Genomic DNA, 16,814 nt, shown 5'->3' with positions numbered 1-16,814 from the left:
TTGAATAATTCTGGTGTTTTGGACCGCTTTCTCCTATTACCAATCTTGGGCATGCAAATAAGAGCAATTACTCAGCCCGCATTGATCAACTAGAGGAGAAACACCATGAAGAAGTTGTTACACGGAGCATTGCTGTGTCTGGGCCTGCTGTTGCCCCTGTCCGCCGCCCACGCCGCCGGCGGCTATACCCAGACGCGCTACCCCATCGTGCTGGTGCATGGCTTGTTCGGTTTTGGCCAGTTGTTGGGAGTGGATTATTTTTATCAAGTGCCGGCGGCCTTGCGCGCCGACGGCGCGCAGGTGTTCGTGGCTGAGGTGTCCGCGCTGAACAGCAATGAGGCGCGCGGCGAGCAGTTGCTGCAGCAGGTGCAAAAAATCATCGCCATCACCGGCGCCGCCAAGGTCAATCTGATCGGCCATAGCCAGGGCGCGCCCACGGCGCGCTACGTGGCCGGGGTGCGGCCGGACCTGGTGGCTTCGGTCACTTCGGTGGGCGGGGTCAACAAGGGGTCGGCGGTGGCCGACATCGTGCGCGGCGTCGCGCCTCCGGGATCGGTGTCCGAGGCGGTGGCGTCCGCGGTGGCCAAGGCCTTGACCGCGGTGATGCAGTTCTTCGCCGGCACCACCGGGCAGCCGCAATATCCGGTGGGCGCGTTGGATTCCCTGACCACGGCGGGAGCCTCCGCCTTCAGCGCCAAATTCCCGCAAGGGGTGCCGACCAGCGCTTGCGGCGAGGGCGATTATCAGGTCAACGGCATCCGCTACTATTCATGGACCGGTTCGGCCACCGTCACCAATGTGCTGGATCCGCTGTCGGTGCCGATGGGCGTGCTGGGCCTGGCCTTCGGCTCCACGCCCACCGATGGCCTGGTCAGCGCCTGCTCCGCGCATCTGGGTCAGGTGATCCGCGATAACTACCGGATGAACCACGTCAACGAGATCAATCAGAGCTTTGGTCTGGTCAGCCTGTTCGAGGTCAGCCCGGTGAGCTTGTACCGGCAGCAGGCCAATCGCCTGAAGAACACGGGCCTGTGATGCTGCGGGCCTGGATGGGGTGGGGCTGCGCGCTGCTGCTGGCCGCGCTGGGCTGGCTGTGCGTGTCCGGAGCCGACGACGCGGCGGCGCAAACCGGAGTCGCCGCGCCGGCGGCGGCGCCGTCCTTGCGCGGCACCCAGGCGGATGGCCAAGCGCGCGTGGAGGCGAGCGGGGCGCTGAGAGTGGACGCGGAGCTGCGGCGCTTGTTCGATTACCAGTTGGCGACGCTGGGGGAGCGGGACTTGCCGGCGGTGCGCAAGGCGGTGCAGCAGGCCTTGCAATCGCAATTGGGCGCCGCGGCCTTGGGGCAGGCTTTGGCCTTGTTCGACCGTTACGTCGCCTATCGGCGAGCCTTGAGCGAGACCAAGCTGGCGGCGGGAAACGCGGCTGAGGGTTTGCAGCGGATGAGGGCGTTGCGTCTGCAATTCCTGTCCGCAAGCGAGGTGGCGGGCTTGTTTGGCGATGAGGACGTTTACGACGACTTCACCGTCCAGCGGCTGCACATCGCCGCCGACGCCGGTTTGAGCGCGGAGCAGAAGGCGGCTAGGCTCAAGGCCTTGGAGACGGCTTTGCCGGCCGAGCTGCGCGCGGCGCGGCAGGAGCCGGTCAAGCATCTGGCGCTGGCGGAGGCGGAGGCGGCTCTGAGGAAGAAGGGCGGCGGCGAGCAGGAGTTGTACGCCTTGCGCGCCGGCATGGTGGGGCAGGCCGCCGCCGACCGTTTGTCGCAGCTGGATCGCGAACAGGCTCAGTGGCAGGCGCGTATAGACGGCTACCGACGGGAGGCGCAGCGCTTGCGGGCGGCGCCCGGTCTGGACGCCGCGCAAAGACAGCAGGCGCTGACCGCCTTGCGCGCGCAACGCTTCAATGCGCAGGAGCAATTGCGGCTGGACGCTTTCCTCCCGCCGCAATAGCCGGCGATGTTTTAGCGGTCCGTCGGGTTTCGAAACAGCCGGGAGAGTCCTTCTCCCGGCTCTTTTTCGCGCATGAAGGCTTCGCCCACCAGGAAGGTGTGCACCTCGTGGCTGCGCATCAGCCTCACGTCGTCGACGGTGGCGATGCCGCTTTCGGTGATGGCGATGCGGCCGTTCTCGATTTGCGGCAGCAGCTTCAGCGTGGTGGCCAGGCTGACTTCGAAGCTGCGCAGATTGCGGTTGTTGACGCCGATCAGCTCGGTTTGGAGTTGCAGCGCCTGTTCCAGTTCCTCGGCGTCGTGCACCTCGGCCAGCACCGCCATGCCCAGTTCCATCGCCAAGGCCTCCAGTTCGCGCATCAGCGGCAGTTCCAGCGCGGCGGCGATCAGCAGAATGCAATCGGCCCCCATCGCGCGGGCTTCGTATACCTGGTAGGGGTCGACGATGAAGTCCTTGCGCAGCACCGGCAGCCGGCAGGCGGCGCGGGCGGCCTGCAGATAGGCGGCGTCGCCCTGGAAATACTGGCGGTCGGTCAGCACCGACAGGCAGGCCGCGCCGTGTTCGGCGTAGCTGGCGGCGATGTCGGCCGGACGGAAGTCCTCGCGGATCACGCCCTTGCTCGGGCTGGCTTTTTTGATCTCGGCGATGACCGCGGCCTGGCCCAGCGCGTGTTTGGCGCGCAGTGCGGCGACAAAATCGCGACGATCGCCGCTGCGCGCTTCCGCTGCGGCGCGGACCGCGCTCAGCGATTGCTGGCGCAAGGCGGCGGCGATTTCTTCACGCTTGGTGGCGATGATGGTGTTGAGTATGTCTGACATGCTTGGGTCTGCAATCCGGGCGAATCGAAAGAAACGACCATCATGCAGGAACTGCCGTGGCCTTGACAAGCCACGGCGCTCAGGGCCGGCCGGCTTGCTCCTGCCGGCGCGGCACCTCGACGATGCGCGGCGCGTGGCCGGTCAGGTCCAGGAAGCGCATCAGCTCCGCCATCGGCAGCGCCAGCGTGCTGGTATTGACCAGGGGGTGGCAGAGGATGGCGTCCCGGCGGCTCAAGTCCTGATCGACGACGACGGCGACCTGGCGGTCGCGGTCGTTGAAGGCGGCCAATAGCGTCACCGCGCCCGGCGTCAGGCCCAGATAGCGTTGCAGGCGCTCCGGCGAGGCGAAGCGCAGGCCTTTGAGCTCCAGTTGCTCGCCCAGGGCCTTGATGTCGACGCCGGCGTCGGCCGGCACCGCCAGCAACACGTGCTGGCGGCCCTTGGCGTCGCATAGAAACAGGTTTTTGCATTCCGCGCCGGGCAGGCCCGGCGTCAGGCGCGCGGCTTCTTCGCAGGTGTAGACCGGCGGGTGGTCGAAGCGCTGATGGCGGATCTGGTGCTGATCGAGAAAGTCGTACAGAGTGTGTTCCATCGTCTCAGGCTAGCATGGCGACGCGGGGGGCTCAATGGTCGCGCCAGCGGTCTTCGAACACCAGTTGCTCCAGCGGCTGGCGGCTGGCCCACTTTTCCTGTTCCAGCATCGGTTGGGCGTAGAACTCGGCGACATGGCCGAGGCAGAGCACGGCGATGGGCTTGGCGCCTTCCGGCATGCCCAGCAGCGCGGAGAGCGCGACGGGGTCGAACAGTGACACCCAGCCCATGCCCAGGCCTTCGGCGCGCGCCGCCAGCCACAGGTTCTGGATGGCGCAGGCCACCGAGGCCAGATCCATCTCCGGCAAGGTGCGGCGGCCGAACACATGGCGTTCGCGGCCGTCCATCAGGGCGGCCACCAGCACCTCGCCGCAGTCGCGGATGCCTTCCACTTTCAGGCGCAGGAATTCCGCCTGGCGCTCGCCCAGTTGATCCGCGGTGCGCAAGCGCTCCGCGTCCACCAGCGCGCCTATTTTTTCGCGCAGGCCGCGGTCCGCGATGCGGATGAAGCGCCACGGCTGCATATAGCCGACGCTGGGCGCGTGGTGGGCGGCTTCCAAGAGGCGGCGCAGCAGCGCCGGGTCCACCGGGTCCGGCAGAAAATGGCGCATATCGCGCCGCTGCTCTATCACCCGGTAAATGGCGGCGATGTCTTGATCGGGGTAACGGTGCATGGCGGGCCTTTCTTTAGATGCTGTTCAAGTCTGCGGCGCTCCAGCTCGCCAGCCTTTGAACAGGCTCTGACAAACAGATGCGGGGATTATTCAGTGTCGGAGGATAGCGGCTTTGTCACAGCTGGCAAATAGCATGGCGGCGCTTGCCGGCGGACTCATGACTTCGGTCAAGCGATTCAGCGGATTAGACGCTTTTGGCATGAGTTTCCCACATGACGCGGCGCATGCGGGCGTGATAAAGTTGACAGTCTGAATTCCAACGTCGCCGCGCCTGGCGCGGCGCGTTCGGCCATAGCCCGAACCGCTATCGCATCTTGATGATTTAGAGGACTTTCCGTGACCCGAATTGCAGAACTAGAACCCAAAGTCGTCTGGGAGCACTTCCAGACCCTGTGTGAAATCCCGCGTCCGTCCAAGCATGAGCAGCAATTGCGCGACTACCTGAAAGGCTGGGCGGAACTGCGCGGCCTGGACACCGTGGTGGACGAGGTGGGCAACCTGATTATTCGCAAGCCGGCGACCCCGGGCTACGAAAACCGCGTCGGCGTGGTGCTGCAAGGCCATCTGGACATGGTGTGCCAGGCCAACACCGGCACCGAGCACGACTTCTTCAAAGACCCGATCCGCCCGACGCTGCAAGACGGCTGGCTGGTGGCGGAAAACACCACGCTGGGCGCCGACAACGGCATAGGCGTGGCGCTGGGCATGGCGGTGCTCAATAGCGAGGAGGTGCCGCACGGTCCGATCGAGGTGCTCTTGACGCTGGACGAGGAAGCCGGCATGGGCGGCGCGCTGGGTCTGGGCACCGGCCTGCTGCAAGGCCAGTACCTGATCAATATCGATACCGAGGAGTGGGGCGAGTTCTATATGGGCTGCGCCGGCGGCGTGGACGTCAACGTCAGCCGCGGCTACGCGAGCGAGACGCTGCCCGCCGGCTACCAGGCCGCCAGCCTGGTGATCAAGGGGCTGCGCGGCGGCCATTCCGGCGCCGATATCCATCTGGGACGCGGCAACGCCAACAAGATTCTGATCCGCCTGATCCGCGAACTGGAAGCGGAAACCGATCTGCGCGTGGCCTCGTTCAAGGGCGGCACTGCGCGCAACGCCTTGTCGCGCGAGGCTTTCGCCGCCGTGGCCTTCCCGGCCGCCGACGCGGCCAAGGTGGCGGCCAAGCTGGACGCCTTCCAAAGCCTGCTGCGTTTCGAACTGGCCGGCGTCGACGAAGGCGTCACCGTGGTGCAGGAGCGGATTGAGCTGGACAAGGTGCTGGCGCGCGCCGACCAAGGCGCCATCTTCGCCGCGCTGCACGCGGCGCCGCATGGCGTCAAGCGCATGAGCCAGCGCGTCGAGGGCGTGGTGGAAACCTCCAACAATCTGGGCGTGGTGGTGCTGGAGGACGGCAAGCTGTTCGCCAACCTGATGGTGCGCTCCTTGCTGGATTCCGGCACCTGGATGCTGGCGCGCGAAGTGGAAAGCCTGTTCCTGCTGGCCGGCTGCCAGGTGGACATGGAAGGCGGCTACCCGGGCTGGGCGCCTAATCCGCAATCCAAGCTGCTGGCCCTGTTCCAGCAAGTCTACGCCAGCGAGTTCGGCGGCGAGGCCCAGGTGCAGGTGATCCACGCCGGCCTGGAGTGCGGCATCCTGGGCTCCAAGTATCCGGGCATGGACATGGTGTCCTTCGGCCCCAATATCCGCGGCGCGCACGCGCCGGGCGAGCGCGTGGAAGTGGAGTCGGTGGGCAAGGCCTGGCATTTGCTGAAGGCGGTGCTGGCCGCGGTGCCCGCGCGCTAAATCGCGGTCCTTGACGGTTTGAAGCGAACACCGGCCGGCGCCAGCGCTGGCCGGTTTTGTTTTTGCCGTCCTGGTTTTGCCCTATGATCACAACTGATCACAACAGCCGCGCTGCTGTTAGTCCTTGTTCAAAGTCCGCCGCGTAGCGCGAGACGGATGGTTAAAGGGGCGTTGAAAACCCGCTCATCGCTTTTTCAGCCGCAAGGCCTTGCCTCGCCCTGGTGCGCGAGATTTTGAACAGGCTCATCTTTCGCATGGAGACAAGCGATGAACGATTCCATCAAGCGATTATTGCTGACCGGCGGCCTGATCGTGTCGCTGGCCATGGGCATACGCCATGGCTTCGGCTTTTTCATGCCGCCGATGACTCAGGCCTTCGGCTGGAGCCGGGAAGCCTTCGCCTTCGCGCTGGGCCTGCAAAACCTGGTCTGGGGCCTGGCGCAGCCCTTCGCCGGCGCGCTGGCGGATAGGCACGGCTCCGGCAAGGTGTTGCTGGGCGGGGCCTTGCTTTACGTCGCCGGCCTGGCTTTGATGACGGTCTCAGGCACGCCCTTGCTGTTTTCTCTGTCGGCCGGCGTGCTGCTCGGCCTGGCCTTGTCCTGTGTCACCTACAGCGTGATTTTCGGCGTGGTGGCGCGTAGCGTGCCGCCGGCCTATCGCTCGCGGGCGATGGGCATCGTCGCGGCGGCGGGCTCTTTCGGCCAGTTCGCGATGATTCCGGTGGAGCAGGGCTTGATCGACGGCCTGGGCTGGTTGCCGGCCTTGCTGATTCTGGCCGGCTGCGCGGCCTTGATGCTGCCGCTGTCCGGCTGGCTGGCGCGCGAGGACCGGCCGGCGCAAAGCGCTGCGAGCGCGCATTTGTTGCGCAGCATGGCCGATACCTTCGCCGCCGCCTGGGCGGAGCGCGGCTTCCGCCTCTTGATGGCCGGTTATTTCGTCTGCGGCTTCCAGGTGGTGTTCATCGGCGTGCATCTGCCGGCCTATCTGCGCGACCACGGCCTGGGCGGCGGCGTCGCCAGCCTGGCGCTGGCCTTGATCGGCCTGTTCAACATCTTCGGCACCATGGCCTTTGGCGAACTGGGCAGCCGCTGGTCCAAGCCCGGCCTGCTCAGTTTCATTTACCTGGCGCGCAGCGTGGTGATCGCGGTCTTCCTTCTGCTGCCGCTCAGCGGCGTTTCGGTGGCGGTGTTCGCCGCGGCGATGGGCTTTCTGTGGCTGTCCACGGTGCCGCTGACCAATGGGGTGATCGCCGGCATGTTTGGCGTGCGTCACTTGGGCATGTTGTCCGGCGCGGTGTTTTTCTCGCATCAGGTGGGCAGCTTCCTGGGGGTGTGGCTGGGCGGGGCGCTTTACGATCTGCTCGGCAACTACGATCTGGTGTGGATGCTGGCGATAGCGCTGGGTTTGCTGGCCGCCGCCGCCAATCTGCCGGTGCGGGAAACCCCGTCGGCCAGTTTCGCCAAGGAGGACGCGTGAGAACCTGGTTGTTTTCCATCGGCGCGGTCTTGCTGCTGGCCTGGCTGACCGGGATGTATCTGCGCGCGGATTTCGTGGTGGATCTGGCCAACCGGGTGTGGACCTGCTTTGGCTAGGAAGCGGTTCAAGGTCCGCGGCGTTTCGGCGATACGGTGTTGAGAGCGTCTTTGGAATGCCGGCGCACTCCGCTTTCTCCGTCGTTTTCGCCTTGTCTCGCTCTAGCTCGCAAGATCGTAAACACGTTCTAAGCGCGGGCTGGTCTCTTGGGTTTTCTCGCGACAAAGGCTTGCGAGCCTGGCTCATCTCGCGGAAACTGAGTGTTTAGAGACGCGCTCGCGGCCAAGCCGGGCGGCGCGTCTTCACAGGATGTGTGCAATAGAGAAAGACTGGAAGCCGTGTCGGAACATTTACTTAAACAGCACCGCGACGCCATCGACAACATCGATGTGGAAATCCTCAATCTGCTTAACCAGCGCGCCACCCATGCGCGCGAAATCGGCGAGATCAAGGGCGGCGGCATCATTTATCGGCCCGAGCGCGAGGCGCAGGTGCTGCGCCGCGTCAAAGAACTGAATCCCGGCCCCTTGCCGGGCGAGTCGGTGGCGCGCTTGTTCCGCGAGGTGATGTCCGAATGCCTGGCGCTGGAAAAGCCCTTGTCCATCGCCTATCTGGGGCCGGAAGGCACGTTCAGCCAGCTGGCCACGCTCAAGCATTTCGGCCACGCGGCGCGCACCGTGGCCTGTAGCTCGATCGACGAGGCCTTCCGCCTGGTGGAGTCGCGCGGCCTGGATTACGTGGTGGCGCCGGTGGAAAACTCCACCGAAGGCGCGGTGGGCCGCACGTTGGACCTGATGGTGACCAGCCCGCTGAAGATTTGCGGCGAAGTGGTGCTGCGCATCCATCACCATTTGCTGCGCAAGGTGGAGGGCCTGGACGGCATCCGCCGCGTGTACGCCCACGCCCAGGCGCTGGCGCAGTGCCACGAGTGGCTGAACAAGAATCTGCCGGAGGCGGTGGAGCGGGTGTCGGTGGCCAGCAACGCCGAAGCGGCGCGGCTGGCGGCCGAAGACGAGGGCGCGGCGGCGATCGCCGGTCAGGCCGCGGCCGAGCGCTACGCCTTGCTGAAGCTGGCGTCCAATATCGAGGACGAGCCCAACAACACCACTCGTTTCCTGGTGCTGGGGCTGCAGGACGTGGGCGTGACCGGTCAGGACAAGACTTCGGTCGTGGTGTCCGCGCCCAACCGCCCGGGCGCGGTGCACCATCTGCTGGCGCCCATCGCCGGCAATGGCGTGTCCATGAGCAAGTTCGAGTCGCGGCCTTCGCGCGCCGGGCTGTGGGACTATGTGTTCTTCATCGATATGGAGGGGCATAGAGACGACGCCAATGTGCGCCAGGCCTTGGCCGGCCTCGCCGAGTGCACTTCCTTCGTCAAGGTATTGGGTTCTTATCCGCTCGCGGTGCTTTGAGCGCCGGAGGGGGATGCAAGCGGGCCGCGCAGCGGCCCGTTGTGTTTTTGACGCTGATGTTTCAATAGGGGAAAAATAAAAATGAAAGCCATCTGTCTGTTTTGCGGCTCCAATAAGGGCGCCAAGCCCGAATACGAAGCGGCCGCGCGCGATTTTGGCCGCACCTTGGCCGAGCAGGGCGTGACCCTGGTTTACGGCGCCGGCAAGGTCGGCCTGATGGGCGTGGCGGCGGACGCCGCGCTGGCGGCCGGCGGCAAGGTCGTCGGCGTGATTCCGGAGTTTCTCAAGGCCAAGGAAGTGGCGCATACCGGCCTGACGGAGATTCATGTCACCAAAACCATGCATCAGCGCAAAGCGCTGATGGCGGAGTTGTCCGACGGCTTCATCGCCTTGCCGGGCGGCTTCGGCACTTTCGACGAATTGTTCGAGATCCTGACCTGGGGCCAGCTGTCCTTGCATGGCAAGCCGGTGGGCCTGCTCGACGCCGCCGGCTATTACCAGCCCTTGCACCGGATGATGGAGCACGCGGTGGCCGAAGGCTTCGCCCGCCCCGGCAATATGGACCTGTTCCGCATCAGCGAGGACCTGCCCACGCTGCTGACGGAGATGCGCGCCTACCGGCCGCAAGAGGTGGCCAAGTGGCTGGACCTGGCCAAGGCCTGAGCCGGCGCTGAAACCGAGATGCGCGCAAGGGAAACGGCGGCGCTGGGCTGGCGCCGGCTGAAACGGGTGTTGACCTGGCCGCCGGCCTTGCTGGCGGCCTTGATCATCCTGTTCGAGGAATACGCCTGGGACGAGTTGTCTGCGGCGCTGGGACGCTTGGCGACCTGGCCGCCGCTGGCGGCGCTGGAGCGGCGCATCGCCGCCTTGCCGCCGTGGGCGGCCTTGGCGATGTTCGCGTTGCCGGCCGCCTTGCTGCTGCCGGTCAAGCTGGCGGCGCTTTTCCTGATCGGACGCGGCCACGCGCTGCTGGGCTTGCTGATCATTCTGCTGGCCAAGCTGGGCGGCACCGCGCTGGCGGCGCGGCTGTTTGCGCTGACCCGGCCTGCGCTGATGCGGGTGGCCTGGTTCCTGCGGCTGTATAATGGCTTCGTTTACTGGCGCGGGCGCATTTTCGAACGCTTGCATGCTTCGGCGCCGTGGCGGCTGGCGCATGCGCTGGCCGGCTTTTTCCGGCGCGGCGCGCAGCGTCCGTCGTTCTGGTCGCGGCTGGGACGGCGTTTGGCCCGGCGCTGGCGGCGATGAAGGGTTTTGAACGGGGTAGCGGATGATCATCATCATGAACCGGCAGGCGCCGGAAAGCGAAGTGGCGGCCGTGGTGGCCAAGATCCGCGGGGCGGGACTCAGCGAGCATGTGTCGCGCGGCGCGGAACGCACCATCATCGGCGCGGTGGGCGACGAGCGCAGCCTGTCGCCGGAAATGTTTGAATCCATGCCTGGCGTGGAGCGGGCGATGCGAGTGGTGCGGGAATACCGCATCGTGTCGCGGGAAACCCATCCGCAGAACAGCGTGGTGCAGGCGCGAGGCCTGGCTTTCGGCGGCGAGGCCTTGCAGGTGATCGCCGGTCCGTCGGCCGTGGAGTCGGCGTCGCAAATCGCTCAGGCCGCGACCGCGGCGCGGGCCGCCGGCTGCCGGCTGCTGCACGGCGGGGTGTTCAAGCAGCATCCCAGCCCTTACGGTTTCCAGGGCTTGGGCGTGGAGGGCATCGAGCAGTTGATCGCCGCCGGCCGCGCCGAAGGTTTGCCGGTGGTGTCCGAATTGGCCGACGTGCGCATGCTGGACGTGTTTCTGGAGCAGGGCGTGGACATCATCCAGATCGGCTCGCGCAGCATGCAGAACGTGGAGTTGTTGAAGGAAGTGGGACGTTTGAACAAACCGGTCATCCTCAAGCGCGGCGTCGCCGCGACCTTGGGCGACTGGCTGATGGCGGCCGAATACATCGCCGCCGGCGGCAACCACAACATCGTGTTCTGCGAGCGCGGCATTCGCAGCTTCGAGCCGGCCTACCGCGCCACGTTGGACGTCAGCGCGATTCCCCTGCTCAAGCGCGAAACCCATTTGCCGGTGATCGTCGATCCCAGTCACGCCGCCGGCAAAGCCTGGCTGGTGCCCGCTCTGGCCAAGGCGGCGCTGGCCGCCGGCGCGGACGGCTTGCTGCTGGACATGCATCCGCAGCCGGAAGCCGCCTTGTGCGAGGCCGATCAGGCGCTGACGCCGGACGGCTTGGCCGCCCTGATGGCAGAATTGCGGCCCTTGGCGGCGGCCTTGGGGCGTAGCCTGTAATCCGCTTTAGAAGCGCCGACGCATGAAAAAAGCCGCGGTTACGCGGCTTTGCTCTTTTCGCGGAGGCGGGTCGTCACACTTTGTGGCGCTCGCACAGCGCCTGGAAGGCGCCCATATACTGATCCTGCACATAGGGCTTGAGCAGGGCCAGCACCTGCAGCACGCCGCGATGGCCGGATTCCTCGGTGATCGGCGCCTTGGGGCGCGCGGTCTGTTCAAAGGCGAACCAGAACTTCACCACCAGCCAGATATTGATGCTGACCGGTTCGATGTCTTCCTCGTCCATTTCCAGCAGGCCCAGGCGGATGAATTCGCGAAAGTGCTCGGCCAGGATGTTTTTCAGCTCGGTGTTGACGAACTGGTGGTACTCCGACTGCATCTGAGGGTTGCGCGCCAGCATGCCCGGCAGGTCGTAGAACATGAAGCGGAACTGCCACATCGCCAGGAAGGCGGTGTCCAGGTAGTTGACCAGATCGTCCACCGTCATTTCGCGGTTTTCCGGCACCGCCAGACGCTGGTTGATGAACTCGCGGTACATCAGGAAGATCTGGTAGACGATTTCTTCCTTGTTGCGGAAGTGGTAGTACAGATTGCCTGGACTGATGCCCAGATGCGCGGCGATGTGATTGGTGGTGATGCTGCGCTCGCCCTGTTCGTTGAACAGCTTGAGGCTCTCCTGGATGATGCGGTCGTAGGTTTTGATTCTGTTTTTGCTCATGATGCGCTTGGGCTGTTCAATGACATTCGCGATGCGCCATTCTAACGCAAATTTGGAGTTCTTGCTCTAATTATTTGCGCGCGATACGCCTTCGCTTCAGGCCGGGGCGGCGTCGTTCTGCTCCGGAAAGCATTGCGCCAGAAAACTGTGCAGGATGGTTTGTTCGATACGATGCCGGTCTCGGGCCGGAATGGCGATGCGCAAGATCAACTGATAGCGTTTTTCATCCACCGGCTGCAAGGCGATGCGCGGCTCCACCGACGGAATGTCCACCAGATTGCGTTTGGCCATGTCTTCCATGTGCTGACGCGCCACTTCCAGGTGGGGTTGGCAGGATTCTTCCGCCGCCGCCATCAAGAGGCGTTCGGCGCGGATGGGCGGCACGGTGTAGGCCATGGGCACGTTGACGATGTGCATCACATAGTCGCCCATATAGTTTTCGCGGATCACCGGCGTGGACAGCAGCAGGCTGTTGGGGAAGGTCAGCGCGCGCCCGGTCATCTGGTGCGAGCTGTGATTGGGTCCGATCTCCATCACCGTGGTGGACAGCAGGCCGATGTCCACCACCCGGCCGCGCACCGCGCCCACTTCGATGTGGTCGCCCAGGCTGTAGCTGTTGGAGGTCTGGCGCACCAGGCCGCCGGACAGGCACATGATCAGTTCCTTGGTGGCCAGGATCAGCGCGGCGGCGAAGGCCAGCATCGACACCGCGATGGTTTGCAGCTCGCTGGCCCAGATCAGGCCGATGCCCGCCAGGCCGGAGATGAACAGGATGTTGCGGGTGTTCACCGACCAGCGCCGTTTCGACTCGATCGCTATGCTGTTGTTGGCCGCCAGCAGCCGGTCCATCACCAGGCGGATGATCAGCAGGGCGGCGATCAGGATCAGCGAGCGCGCTATCTCGTGCGAGTAGTTGTCGCGCAGATAGCCTATCAAGTCGAATAGGGTGGCCTTGGGCTCCATGTCGGGCGTCGGTTTCAGCTTCAGTCGTTGAGTTTGACCGCGTGTTCGCGGGTTTCGTGGAATACGATGTCCGGCCAGCGTTCCTGGGTCAGTTGCAGGTTGACGCGGTTGGGGGCCAGGTAGGCGAGGTTGCCGCCGGCGTCGGTGGCGATGTTGATCTGCAGCGCCTTGACGAATTCGTCCAGCTTTTTGCGGTCCTCGCAGCTGAACCAGCGCGCGGACCAGATGCTGGCGGATTCGAACATCGCGTCCACGCCGTATTCGGCGGCCAGGCGCGAGGCCACCACTTCAAACTGCAGCACGCCCACCGCGCCCAGAATCAGGTCGCCGCCGCTGTGCGGCTTGAATACTTGCACCGCGCCTTCCTCGCCCAGTTGCTGCAAGCCTTTCTGCAACTGTTTCAGCTTCAAAGGGTTTTTGATGCGCACGCCACGAAACAGTTCCGGCGCGAAGAAGGGAATGCCGGTAAAGGTCAGTTCCTCGCCTTCGGAGAAGCTGTCGCCGATCTGGATATTGCCGTGGTTGGGGATGCCGATGATGTCGCCGGCAAACGCTTCTTCCACGATCTCGCGGTCGTGAGACATGAAGGTCACCACGCTGGAGGCGGCGATGTCGCGGTTCAGGCGCAGATGCTTCATCTTCATGCCGCGCTCGAACTGGCCGGAACACACGCGCAGGAAGGCGATGCGGTCGCGGTGCTTGGGATCCATATTGGCCTGGATCTTGAACACGAAGCCGGAGAACTTTCCTTCGGTGGGCGCGACATCGCGCACGGTGGCGTCCCGCAGCTGCGGCGCCGGCGCCCAGTTGATCAGCGCGTCCAGGATTTCGCGCACGCCGAAGTTGTTGATGGCGGAGCCGAAGAACACCGGCGTCAGTTCGCCGGCCAGGAACTGGTCCAGATTCCACTCGTTGGACGCGCCCTTGACCAGTTCGATCTCCATGCGCAGTTGTTCCATTTCCAGCGGGAACAGCTGATCCAGGCGGGGATTGTCTATGCCCTTGATCACTTCCACGTCGGTGATCAGTTTTTCCGCGCCCGGTTCGAACAGGATGACTTCATCGTTCAATAGGCTGTAGACGCCGCGGAAAGCCTTGCCCATGCCGATGGGCCAGGTGATGGGCGCGCAGCGGATCTTCAGCACGTTTTCCACCTCGTCCAGCAGCTCCAGGCTGTCGCGCACCTCGCGGTCGTATTTGTTCATGAAGGTGACGATGGGCGTGCTGCGCAGGCGGCAGACGTTCAGCAGCTTGATGGTCTGCTCCTCCACGCCCTTGGCCGCGTCTATCACCATCAGAGCGCTGTCCACCGCCGTCAGCACGCGGTAGGTGTCTTCGGAGAAGTCCTGGTGGCCCGGGGTGTCCAGCAGGTTGACGGTGTGGTCGCGGTATTCGAACTGCATCACAGAGGAGGCCACCGAGATGCCGCGCTGCTTCTCGATCTCCATCCAGTCGGAGGTGGCGAACTTGCCGCCTTTCTTGCCCTTGACGGTGCCGGCCATCTGGATGGCGCCGGAGAACAGCAGCAGCTTTTCGGTCAGCGTGGTCTTACCGGCGTCAGGGTGGGAAATGATGGCGAAGGTGCGGCGGTGGGACACTTCTTCGGCGATGCGGGCGAGTTCGGCGGACATGGGGATGCTTGTATTGGAATTCGATAAAGCCGGCTATTTTACCGGACTTGCCTTAAGGTGGAAGTTTTATGTTAATATTGAGAATGATTATCATTAATATAACAAAACCGTGATGCCTGGCTGCTACCTTTTCTCGTCTTGCCCCGATTCCATTTCCCCCGCTCAAAATCCGCCGCGTTTCCGCCCCAAGGCGCTCGTGCTCAGCCTGGCTTGCCTGGCCGCGCCCGGCGTCTGGGCCGCCGAGGCGCCGGCGCGCCTGGACACCGTCCACGTCACCGCCGACGGCCCGCAGGCGCGGGTGGGCAGCAATAAGCTGGACCGCGAAGAAATCGAGCGGCCGCAAGCCCGTTCGCTGGCCGAAGTGCTGGACGCTCTGCCCGGCGTCAACGCCGGCGGTTCGCAGCGCCCCGGGGGCCAGACTATCAATGTCTGGGGCTTCGAGTCGGTCGAGCATGTGCAAGTGTCCCTGGACGGCGCGCCGCAAGGCTTCGACAAATACCAGCAGGGGACGTCTTTCATCGACCCGGAATTATTGGGCTCGGTGGAAGTGATGAAGGGGGGGCATTCTCCGTTTTACGGCAACGGCGCGTTTGGCGCCGTGGTCAAGGCGGAAACCAAGACCGTGGCGGAGTTGCTGCAGCCGGGCAAATCGGTGGGCGGCTTCGCCAAGCTGATGTACCAGGACAACGGCAATCAGTTCGGCCAGTCGCTGGCCGCCTACGCCGGCGGTCCGGGCAGCAAGGCCGACATCCTGGCCTATGTGACGCGCTCGCGCGCCGGGGACGGCAAAAAGGGCGACGGCTCCAGCACGATGTTTTCCGGCAACGATCTGGAGGGCGGCATGCTGAAACTGGCTTGGCGTCCGGCGCCCGGCCACAGGCTGCGCCTGGGCTGGGTGAGCCAGGAGGAGGAGCGGCGCACGCCGTGGGCGGCCAAGCGCGGCGATATTCCCGCGCCAAGCGCGGCCGATATCAAGAAGTACGGCTGGGAAGGCGCTTGGTTGCGTCAGAGCGTGTGGCGCGAACAGCAAAACGAGACGGTGAGCGCGGACTGGACTTTTGTCAGCGATTCGCCGTGGCTGGATCTGCAGCTGAGTTACGCCCAGTCGCGGCGTTACCAGCACGATACCCGGCCGCCGACGGCCAGCATCTACGCTTTTTCCTCCTTGTTCGGGAACGAGAGCTGGGTGACTCAGCGCGACCGGCGTCTGGAGCTGCGCAATACCGCCCGCTTTGGTTCCGGCTGGGCGCGTCAGGAAGTCACGATGGGCGTCAGCTGGGCGCACAAAACGCTGGACGCCTTGTTCTATCGCCCGGACAAGGTGAAGGATCCGGCTTACAACTACGGCTATTTGAATCCGCGCTACCAGCCGCCGGGCGAAGAAACCGTGCGATCCGCCTATTGGGTGCATCAATGGCAGCCCTTGGACAGCCTGACGCTGACCCCGTCGCTGCGCTACGATCATGTGTGGATACAGGGGCGGGAAAATCTGGCTTCCGCGTATAACGATCCGGCCAAGGGGCATGATTACAGCGGTCTGGCTTATTCCGGTTGGTCGCCGCGGCTGGGCGCGCGTTGGAACTTCCGCCCGGGCTGGACGCTGGATGCGGGCTATACCCGCACCTGGCGGGCGCCGTCGGTGGACGAAATGTACGATACCCAGACTTTGGGCAGCACGACGGCAAGCAGCCGCCAGCTGCGGCCGGAAACGCTGAACGCGGTCAAGCTGGGCCTGGAGTACGAGCGCGGCAATGTGTTGACGTCCGGGGACAATCTGTCGGCGGCGGTGACCTGGTATCGCCAAACCGTCAAAAACGACATCGCGCAGCGCCTGGGGCCAAACCGTGGAGACGCGCCGGGCGCGCCCTTGCCGCCGGTGATCGGTTTCTATCGCAATATGCCCGGCTACGTGATCCAGGGTTTCGAATTGGAAGGGCGTTATCAGGCCGGAGGCTGGTTCGGCAGCCTGTCCCTGTCGTCCACCAAGGGCGAGCGCAACCATAGCCTGATGGACCCATGGGGCAAGGACGAGCCCATCACCAATATTCCGCCGCGCAAGGCGGTGGCCAATCTCGGCTATCGCTGGAACAAGATCGGCCTGTCCTTGAGCGGGCAGGGCAAGTTCGTGCGCAAGCAGGACCGTGTCTTGGTCGACTCGCCCTACGCCTATCCGGCGCAGCACGGCTATTCGCTGTTCGGCCTGTCTCTGGGCTGGCAGCCCAAGGGCAGTCTCAAGGGCTTTGAGGCGCGTGTGGCGGTGGACAATCTGTTCAATGTCCAATACGAGCCCTATCTGACCGAGGGCGCCGAGGGCATGGGGCGCGCGATCCGCACCAGCGTGTCCTGGCGTTTCTAAATGCCGGGAAAAAGCTTGAGTCCGATTTAAGACCAGGAGGGGCCGCGCGCCCCTCCTTGCGTTACAATGGCGCTCCGAATCCCTAGCAAAGGAGCGT

General features: G+C 64.5%; 15 protein-coding genes. 9 read left to right on the top strand and 6 right to left on the bottom strand.

The window, feature by feature from the left end; all coding sequences use genetic code 11:
• Window positions 1-105: 105 nt before the first annotated feature.
• Both ACODRW_RS09075 and ACODRW_RS09070 read left to right on the top strand, forming a co-directional pair.
• Window positions 106-1,035 carry an esterase/lipase family protein gene (locus ACODRW_RS09075; protein ID WP_107798874.1) on the top strand — a complete coding sequence of 310 codons (930 nt, stop codon included), beginning with the start codon at window positions 106-108 and terminating at the stop codon, window positions 1,033-1,035.
• The gene (locus tag ACODRW_RS09070; RefSeq protein WP_488905584.1) at window positions 1,035-1,946 is read left to right on the top strand and encodes a lipase secretion chaperone; all 912 of its coding nucleotides are present in this window, start codon (window positions 1,035-1,037) and stop codon (window positions 1,944-1,946) included. The genes ACODRW_RS09075 and ACODRW_RS09070 overlap by 1 nt, the downstream gene beginning before the upstream one ends.
• A gap of 11 nt (window positions 1,947-1,957) precedes the next feature.
• Here the strand turns inward: ACODRW_RS09070 and trpC are convergent, their stop codons facing one another.
• The 3 genes from trpC to bluB form a co-directional block, all read right to left on the bottom strand.
• The gene (trpC, locus tag ACODRW_RS09065) at window positions 1,958-2,764 is read right to left on the bottom strand and encodes an indole-3-glycerol phosphate synthase TrpC (RefSeq protein WP_227103318.1); all 807 of its coding nucleotides are present in this window, start codon (window positions 2,762-2,764) and stop codon (window positions 1,958-1,960) included.
• Window positions 2,765-2,843: 79 nt separating this feature from the next.
• Window positions 2,844-3,356, bottom strand: coding sequence for a prolyl-tRNA synthetase associated domain-containing protein (locus ACODRW_RS09060; protein ID WP_488905583.1), 513 nt, complete (start codon window positions 3,354-3,356; stop codon window positions 2,844-2,846).
• 31 nt (window positions 3,357-3,387) lie between these two features.
• Window positions 3,388-4,029, bottom strand: coding sequence for a 5,6-dimethylbenzimidazole synthase (gene bluB / locus ACODRW_RS09055; protein ID WP_227103314.1), 642 nt, complete (start codon window positions 4,027-4,029; stop codon window positions 3,388-3,390).
• Between the two features lie 336 nt (window positions 4,030-4,365).
• Here bluB and ACODRW_RS09050 point away from each other — a divergent pair, with 336 nt between their 5' ends.
• The 6 genes from ACODRW_RS09050 to aroF all read left to right on the top strand — a co-directional run bounded on the left by ACODRW_RS09050 (window position 4,366) and on the right by aroF (window position 11,049).
• Entirely contained in the window at window positions 4,366-5,820 is a 1,455-nt protein-coding gene (locus ACODRW_RS09050; RefSeq protein WP_227103309.1) for an aminoacyl-histidine dipeptidase, read from the top strand.
• A gap of 267 nt (window positions 5,821-6,087) precedes the next feature.
• The gene (locus ACODRW_RS09045) at window positions 6,088-7,296 is read left to right on the top strand and encodes an MFS transporter (protein ID WP_166451425.1); all 1,209 of its coding nucleotides are present in this window, start codon (window positions 6,088-6,090) and stop codon (window positions 7,294-7,296) included.
• 395 nt (window positions 7,297-7,691) lie between these two features.
• Window positions 7,692-8,765, top strand: a complete 1,074-nt coding sequence (gene pheA / locus ACODRW_RS09040) for a prephenate dehydratase (protein WP_227103307.1) — start codon at window positions 7,692-7,694, stop codon at window positions 8,763-8,765.
• Window positions 8,766-8,846: 81 nt separating this feature from the next.
• On the top strand, window positions 8,847-9,428 hold the full coding sequence (locus ACODRW_RS09035) for an LOG family protein (RefSeq protein WP_488905582.1): 582 nt from the start codon (window positions 8,847-8,849) through the stop codon (window positions 9,426-9,428).
• Window positions 9,429-9,446: 18 nt separating this feature from the next.
• Window positions 9,447-10,010, top strand: a complete 564-nt coding sequence (locus tag ACODRW_RS09030) for a hypothetical protein (RefSeq protein ID WP_199225839.1) — start codon at window positions 9,447-9,449, stop codon at window positions 10,008-10,010.
• Between the two features lie 22 nt (window positions 10,011-10,032).
• Window positions 10,033-11,049: a 3-deoxy-7-phosphoheptulonate synthase gene (aroF, locus tag ACODRW_RS09025; RefSeq protein WP_107798883.1), complete on the top strand. Its 1,017-nt coding sequence runs from the start codon at window positions 10,033-10,035 to the stop codon at window positions 11,047-11,049.
• Between the two features lie 73 nt (window positions 11,050-11,122).
• Here the strand turns inward: aroF and ACODRW_RS09020 are convergent, their stop codons facing one another.
• The 3 genes from ACODRW_RS09020 to ACODRW_RS09010 all read right to left on the bottom strand — a co-directional run bounded on the left by ACODRW_RS09020 (window position 11,123) and on the right by ACODRW_RS09010 (window position 14,361).
• A complete protein-coding gene (locus tag ACODRW_RS09020) occupies window positions 11,123-11,767 on the bottom strand; it encodes a TetR/AcrR family transcriptional regulator (protein WP_107798884.1) in 645 nt (214 codons plus the stop codon).
• A gap of 96 nt (window positions 11,768-11,863) precedes the next feature.
• The gene (locus ACODRW_RS09015; protein WP_235088474.1) at window positions 11,864-12,730 is read right to left on the bottom strand and encodes a mechanosensitive ion channel domain-containing protein; all 867 of its coding nucleotides are present in this window, start codon (window positions 12,728-12,730) and stop codon (window positions 11,864-11,866) included.
• Between the two features lie 20 nt (window positions 12,731-12,750).
• Complete coding sequence (locus ACODRW_RS09010) at window positions 12,751-14,361, bottom strand: peptide chain release factor 3 (protein ID WP_227103300.1); 1,611 nt, start codon at window positions 14,359-14,361, stop codon at window positions 12,751-12,753.
• A gap of 196 nt (window positions 14,362-14,557) precedes the next feature.
• Here ACODRW_RS09010 and ACODRW_RS09005 point away from each other — a divergent pair, with 196 nt between their 5' ends.
• Window positions 14,558-16,717 (top strand): TonB-dependent receptor domain-containing protein, encoded by a 2,160-nt coding sequence (locus ACODRW_RS09005; RefSeq protein WP_235088476.1) that lies wholly within the window; start codon window positions 14,558-14,560, stop codon window positions 16,715-16,717.
• Window positions 16,718-16,814: the final 97 nt, after the last annotated feature.

Source organism: Chromobacterium sp. FG89 (assembly GCF_057808735.1).
Note: the sequence above shows the minus strand (reverse complement) of the source record. Positions and strands in the feature narration are given on the sequence as shown.

Excerpts from the sequence above, each read along its gene's own strand:
- bluB (WP_227103314.1), bottom strand. The coding sequence starts at position 4,029 with ATGCACCGTTACCCCGATCAAGACATCGCCGCCATTTACCGGGTGATA.
- ACODRW_RS09045 (WP_166451425.1), top strand. The coding sequence starts at position 6,088 with ATGAACGATTCCATCAAGCGATTATTGCTGACCGGCGGCCTGATCGTG.
- aroF (WP_107798883.1), top strand. The coding sequence starts at position 10,033 with ATGATCATCATCATGAACCGGCAGGCGCCGGAAAGCGAAGTGGCGGCC.
- ACODRW_RS09070 (WP_488905584.1), top strand. The coding sequence starts at position 1,035 with ATGCTGCGGGCCTGGATGGGGTGGGGCTGCGCGCTGCTGCTGGCCGCG.
- ACODRW_RS09060 (WP_488905583.1), bottom strand. The coding sequence starts at position 3,356 with ATGGAACACACTCTGTACGACTTTCTCGATCAGCACCAGATCCGCCAT.
- ACODRW_RS09030 (WP_199225839.1), top strand. The coding sequence starts at position 9,447 with ATGCGCGCAAGGGAAACGGCGGCGCTGGGCTGGCGCCGGCTGAAACGG.
- ACODRW_RS09075 (WP_107798874.1), top strand. The coding sequence starts at position 106 with ATGAAGAAGTTGTTACACGGAGCATTGCTGTGTCTGGGCCTGCTGTTG.
- trpC (WP_227103318.1), bottom strand. The coding sequence starts at position 2,764 with ATGTCAGACATACTCAACACCATCATCGCCACCAAGCGTGAAGAAATC.
- ACODRW_RS09020 (WP_107798884.1), bottom strand. The coding sequence starts at position 11,767 with ATGAGCAAAAACAGAATCAAAACCTACGACCGCATCATCCAGGAGAGC.
- ACODRW_RS09015 (WP_235088474.1), bottom strand. The coding sequence starts at position 12,730 with ATGGAGCCCAAGGCCACCCTATTCGACTTGATAGGCTATCTGCGCGAC.
- ACODRW_RS09010 (WP_227103300.1), bottom strand. The coding sequence starts at position 14,361 with ATGTCCGCCGAACTCGCCCGCATCGCCGAAGAAGTGTCCCACCGCCGC.
- ACODRW_RS09035 (WP_488905582.1), top strand. The coding sequence starts at position 8,847 with ATGAAAGCCATCTGTCTGTTTTGCGGCTCCAATAAGGGCGCCAAGCCC.